At 35.9% G+C, this 5650-nt stretch carries 7 protein-coding genes; 2 read left to right on the plus strand and 5 right to left on the minus strand.

The window, feature by feature from the left end; genetic code table 11:
- Window positions 1-447 precede the first annotated feature (447 nt).
- From LBH98_07960 to LBH98_07975, 4 genes are all read right to left on the minus strand, one after another.
- Window positions 448-930: a hypothetical protein gene (locus LBH98_07960; GenBank protein ID MDR0304681.1), complete on the minus strand. Its 483-nt coding sequence runs from the start codon at window positions 928-930 to the stop codon at window positions 448-450.
- A 53-nt stretch (window positions 931-983) separates the two neighbouring features.
- Window positions 984-1334 carry a DUF3392 domain-containing protein gene (locus tag LBH98_07965; protein MDR0304682.1) on the minus strand — a complete coding sequence of 117 codons (351 nt, stop codon included), beginning with the start codon at window positions 1332-1334 and terminating at the stop codon, window positions 984-986.
- A gap of 42 nt (window positions 1335-1376) precedes the next feature.
- Complete coding sequence (fabZ, locus tag LBH98_07970) at window positions 1377-1814, minus strand: 3-hydroxyacyl-ACP dehydratase FabZ (protein ID MDR0304683.1); 438 nt, start codon at window positions 1812-1814, stop codon at window positions 1377-1379.
- A 64-nt stretch (window positions 1815-1878) separates the two neighbouring features.
- The gene (locus LBH98_07975; GenBank protein MDR0304684.1) at window positions 1879-2844 is read right to left on the minus strand and encodes a flippase-like domain-containing protein; all 966 of its coding nucleotides are present in this window, start codon (window positions 2842-2844) and stop codon (window positions 1879-1881) included.
- Between the two features lie 48 nt (window positions 2845-2892).
- Between LBH98_07975 and LBH98_07980 the strand changes: the two genes are divergently transcribed.
- A complete protein-coding gene (locus LBH98_07980; GenBank protein MDR0304685.1) occupies window positions 2893-3840 on the plus strand; it encodes a radical SAM protein in 948 nt (315 codons plus the stop codon).
- Window positions 3837-4760 carry a 4-hydroxy-3-methylbut-2-enyl diphosphate reductase gene (gene ispH / locus LBH98_07985; protein MDR0304686.1) on the plus strand — a complete coding sequence of 308 codons (924 nt, stop codon included), beginning with the start codon at window positions 3837-3839 and terminating at the stop codon, window positions 4758-4760. Before LBH98_07980 ends, ispH begins: the two co-directional genes overlap by 4 nt.
- 12 nt (window positions 4761-4772) lie before the next feature.
- On the opposite strand, the gene LBH98_07990 is transcribed toward ispH, so the two are convergent.
- A partial coding sequence (locus LBH98_07990) for a hypothetical protein (GenBank protein MDR0304687.1) occupies window positions 4773-5650 on the minus strand: 878 nt, incomplete at its 5' end.

Consider the following 5650-nt stretch of genomic DNA (forward strand, 5'->3'; position numbering starts at 1 on the left):
CTTGTGCAACAGACACAAATAACCCTCTATTATCTTATATTGTTCTATTGTTAGTTCCATAATCGGTAAAATAATTTTTGTAAATGATATTTGTCAAGGGTTAGTGTGAACACAATGTAGATTGATCTTTATCTAACAAAATTTCTAAATCTTTGAATAGTACGCTATTAAATCTATCATTTAAGTATTTGAAAAGTTTATTCAATTTTTTTGGCTGCAGAATTAACCTGCAAAAACATTCTCTTTTATCGTTTCTTGTTATGCCTGTTATATAATCTGTATTAATTTTAACTTCTCGTCAATCAAATATCTGATAAATATCAATCTCAAAATCAATGAATTAGCGTGATTTTCTGGTATATTTAATTTTATCAACCGTTCCCTAACATCTTTAATATTTTGAAAAAGTTTATCATTTATTCTTTTTCGAGTTTCTTTAGTTTTATGTTAAATAAAGTAATCTTCTTGTAGCCATTTCCAAGTAGCGCCGCTTTGTAAATTCCAAAACGAAAATTGTTTTTCCAGTTCTTCGTCCGATATATCAATTTTCTCTAAACTATTATCTTTTTGGGTGTAATTTAAAGCATTATAGACACTAATATCTTTGTCTTTTATTACAAAAATTACAGGAGAATTATCAAAAGACCAAACTTTTTTGTGAATATCGGTCTCTATTTCTTCGTTGTTTTCATTTGTCAGATCAAAAAATAAAATAAATGGTTGTTTGTTAAAAACATAAATAGCATCTGGTTTAATCAGTTCCAATTTTTTTTGAACATCAAAATGCAATAATACATCAAATTTGTTTTCCTTATTTATAAAAAAAACGGCACCTGAATCTTTTAATTCAAGTTGGGCAAGCAGATTATCTAAGTTCTTTTTTCCCATTCTTATAATATATTCTCCGTTTTTTTGTTTAACTTTTCTCAAATCTCTTTTGCTTATCATTTATCAGATTATCGCTAACATTATTTCGATGAAAATCATATCTGCTTTTCATCGTTCGCTAAATATATCAGCAGAGAAAATACCAAACAAATTACGGTTACGAGCCAAGCGTTATCCAAATTGTTCAGCAGTTTTGTTATATACCTTACGGCATACGTGGATAAAAAACCTATTCCGAACGCATAAACGAAAACATAAACGGCGAAACGAATAATAACGTTCATATTATGCGTAATTTTTTTTGCCGCCTTGCCTATGTATATTCCATAGATGGCGATAGTGGTCGTGACTATGGCGACAGAAACCGAAACCGTATGCGAACGCAACCAATTTGCGACATAGTCCAATATTTGAACGCCGTTGATCGTTATAATTTCATGTAGCATAACTTCGACACCTATTCTTTACAATTCTTGTCTTGCAAAAGCCTACGCCGCGCTAAATGCCAATTCACCTTTTGCGACCAAAACGCCGTCAACCTTAGACGCCGCCTCAACCATAGCCATTGCGCCGACAGCCGTAATAATTTTTACTTCGGTTTCAATCGTATCGCCCGGCACAACAGGTTTTCTAAACGACATGTTTTTTACCTTGCCTAAATAATATACCTTGCTCGTATCAAATGAACCCGCAGATTTTGAAAGCAAAAAACAAGCCGCCTGCGCCATGTGCTCAACGATCAAAACTCCTGGGAAAACCGGCTCGTTGGGAAAATGCCCTTGAAATTGCGCTTCATTAATCGACACGTTTTTTTTCGCGACAACGCGCTTATTTTCCTCAAATTCCATTATTCTGTCAATCAACAGAAACGGAAAACGGTGCGGCACAAACTGCATAATCGTTTTAATATCAAAAAGTTCGCTCATTTTTTCTCCTTAATTATTTTACGCAAAGTGTAAAAATAATATTTATGTTTAGATAAAAACCGACTTATTTCGCTTTTCTGTCGATAAAAAGAAAAACCGCTCCGGCAAGCGAGCCGATAATTCCTGCGACCGATGCAAGAAATTCCATAATTGTCGCGTCGCCCACGGAAAAACCGGCGGCAAAAAATATCGCTCCGGCAATTGTAGGAATTACTCCGAAAGGAAGCGGAACCATCATTAAAATCGCGGTAATCGGAATAATGACAAAATAGTAATGAATAGTATTAAATGTAAAAATCCCGACAGCGACCGCGCAAAATATATGCGTTGATATCCTAAGCCCCTGAATTAAAAGCGATAACGAAAAAATCTGCGGCAACATTTTCGCATCTAATTTATTTTTCCTATCTATATATACCGAAGAGACAATATTCTTGATTCTTTCGGCAACGTTTGTATTCGGGAATTTAAGAAGCGTCTTCGAAAAAGCGTTTTGCGCCGATTTAGAGAATATTAAAATAAATATAATTGCCAATATAAACGAAAAAAATATGAGTAAAAGTATAGTAATCCGTAAATCCTTGTTGCTGCCGAAATTTATCGCGTTTATGATAATTGAACCGACAATTGCAAAAACCGACAATAAAGCAAATCCCGCGAATCTGTCTAAAAATGTCGCGGCAAAGGCCGGTTTCGCTCTGTTTTTTTTGTGTAAAATCGCTATCTTAAAAGAATCTCCGGCAATAGTTCCCAAAATGAAATTATTAAAAAACATTCCCGTATAATATATTTTTAGAATTTCAAATCTCGACAAACATGCACCACGATTTTTCAAAATTATTCCCCACTGCCAAGCGCCGATAAAAATTGAAATTACATGTACAAAAATAGCGGCGGCAAACCAAAGAAAATTAGCTTTTTTAAGAGTATCGGTAATGTTTGAGAAACCGATACTTATGTCAATCCACCAAAAAACTAAAATTGTTACTGTAAGTTTTGCCGCATAAGACAATATTTTTTTCGCATTCATAAGCCGAAAATATTATTTTCTACGATAATTTATTGGAGAAAAATGAAAATGCCATATAAACATTCTATAGTTTTCGGACCGATTTTATCCAGGCGGCTTGGATTTTCTCTCGGAGTAGATATAATTCCCATGAAAACCTGCTCGCTTGACTGCGCTTATTGCGAATGCGGAAAAACGACATCTCATACGAACAAACGCGAAGAGTATGTTTCGATAAAACAGGTTATTTATGAACTTGACGAATTTTTAAACGAAGATCCGCCGCATATAGACGTAATTACCTTGTCCGGAAGCGGCGAGCCGACGTTGAATTCAGGAGTCGAGAAAATAATTTCACATATAAAAACAAAATATCCTCAATATAAAGTAGCGCTTCTCACCAACGCGGTTTTGCTTACCGAAAAAAGCGTTCGTAAAGAAATATTGAACGCTGATTTCGTTCTTCCGTCGGTCGACGCGATTTTTGAGAGCAGTTTTCAAAAGATTAACCGTCCGGTAAGCGGCGTTTCCGTCAATTTTGTTTTGGACGGACTTAGAGAATTTGTAAAAATTTATAATGGAATTTTGTGGGTGGAATACTTTGTAGTTCCTAAAATTAACGATAGTGAAGCGGAACTTACCGGTTTCAAAAAATATTTTGAAGAAATAAAGCCTGCAAGAATACAACTTAATTCCTTGGATAGACCGCCGGCTTTCAATTGGGTTAAATCTGCGTCCATAGAACGTTTATTGGAAATACAAAATTATTTTAGCCCGCTTCCGGTAGAAATTATTTCGCGAAATTTCAAAATTTCAACTGAAAAAAAAGTCGCGACTTCCATCAAAGAAAACATTTTGAAAACCGTAAGCCGCCGACCGATTACAATTGAAGATATTGCGGCTGTTTTCGGACATTCAATAAATGAAATTCAAGAAATTTGCCGACAGCTTGAGGAATGTAATGAGATAGAAAAATACATATTAAACGGACAAATTTATTTTAAGGTGAAATTATGAAAATAATTTTGGCTAATCCGCGCGGATTTTGCGCTGGAGTCGATACCGCTATCAGGATTGTCGAAGCGGCGATTACGAAATACGGAACTCCGGTTTTTGTTCGTAACGAAATCGTACATAACCAATCCGTAGTAAATTCACTGAAAGAACAAGGCGCCATTTTTGTTAAAGACGTAAAAGAAGTTCCGGATTCTTCGGTTATAATTTTTTCCGCACATGGAGCGGGAATTGAAGTTTATAAAGAAGCGAAACAAAAAAATTTGACTATTTTGGACGCATCGTGCCCGCTTGTGAAAAAAATCCACAACAACATAATAAAATATTCTACGGAAGGAGCGAAAATAATCTTAATCGGACATAACGGACACCCCGAAGTAGAGGGACATCTTGGACAGATTAAGGAAAAAATATATTTAATAAACCGTCCGGAAGATATTAGGAATTTGCCGTTTGCAAAAAATGAAAAACTTGCATACATAACTCAAACGACTTTGAGCAGATTAGAATCAAAAAGCATAATTTCCGAATTAAAAAATAAATATCCCAATATATTAGGACCAAAAGACGGAGATTTATGCTATGCGACTACAAATCGTCAAAAGGCGATTATGAATTTGGCGGGAAAAATTGATTTGCTTTTGGTTGTCGGAAGTCCGAATTCGTCTAATTCAAACCGTCTAAAAGAGCTTGGAGAATCTTTGAACATCCGTTCATACTTAATTGACGAACCGCAAAATATTGATTTTTCATGGTTCGTCAATGTTGAAACTATAGGAATTACCTCCGGAGCTTCTGCGCCGGAATATTTGGTTCAGGAACTAATAAGCAAGATTTCTGACGAATTCATAATAGACGAGGTTGAAGAAATAAGTACGATAGAGGAAAAAGTAAGATTTCCTATGCCTGAAATGTTGAAATAAAATACAATTTTTTCATTCCCATTCAATAGTCCCGGGCGGTTTGTGGCTAATATCGATAAAAATATCGCCTATTCCTTGAATTTTGCGCGAATTTTCTATAATTTCACTGACCGCCGCTTGCGACAAATCGTAAAACCTCGCCGTCATCGCCTCGTTAGAAACTATAGGGCGCAAAACGATTGTTTCATTTCCTTTTGAATTGACAATCGGCAGTAAAACTACAGGCATTTGCCAAATTTTTTCGTATTCTCCGGCTGAAATTATCGCATCATTTACAATTTTATCAATTTCTCGTAGTTTTTCCAAACGATTTTTCGTACAATATCCTTCTACAAGCCGATATTTTTTGTCGCCGCATTGATTAGAAAGCGAAAAAACAACACGATTTATTGATTTTATTTGATTGGTTATAGCAGTCGAAACGTTTTCCAAATTAAAATAATTATAATTTCCGAAAACCGCCGCAGGATGAGCGTAAGTTCGACTGTCGCCTTGCACTCCAACTGAACGTATGGGCAGCCGTATCGCTTCAAAGCCGAATTTTGCGGAAATTTCGGACAACTTTTCTTCTTGTTTTTCGTTTTTTTCTTCTTCGTTTTCATCGCTGCACAGACATCTGACGCCAAGTCCAGGTCCGGGGAATGGGTGCCGCCATACGAGTTTATGAGGGATGCCCAGACTCTCGCCCAATTCACGCACTTCGTCCTTGTAAAGCGATGCGAGCGGCTCAACCACAAGCCCCTTTTTTATCAATTCTAAAATTATATCTACACGATTGTGATGAGTTTTTATCCTGCTTGCTAACTTTGTTCCCGCCGATTCTATGGTATCTGGATAAATAGTGCCTTGCGCAAAAAGCCATTCATTTTCGTTTAATCCCAAATTTTCCT

Source organism: Chitinispirillales bacterium, assembly GCA_031254455.1.
GTDB lineage: Bacteria > Fibrobacterota > Chitinivibrionia > Chitinivibrionales > Chitinivibrionaceae > WRFX01.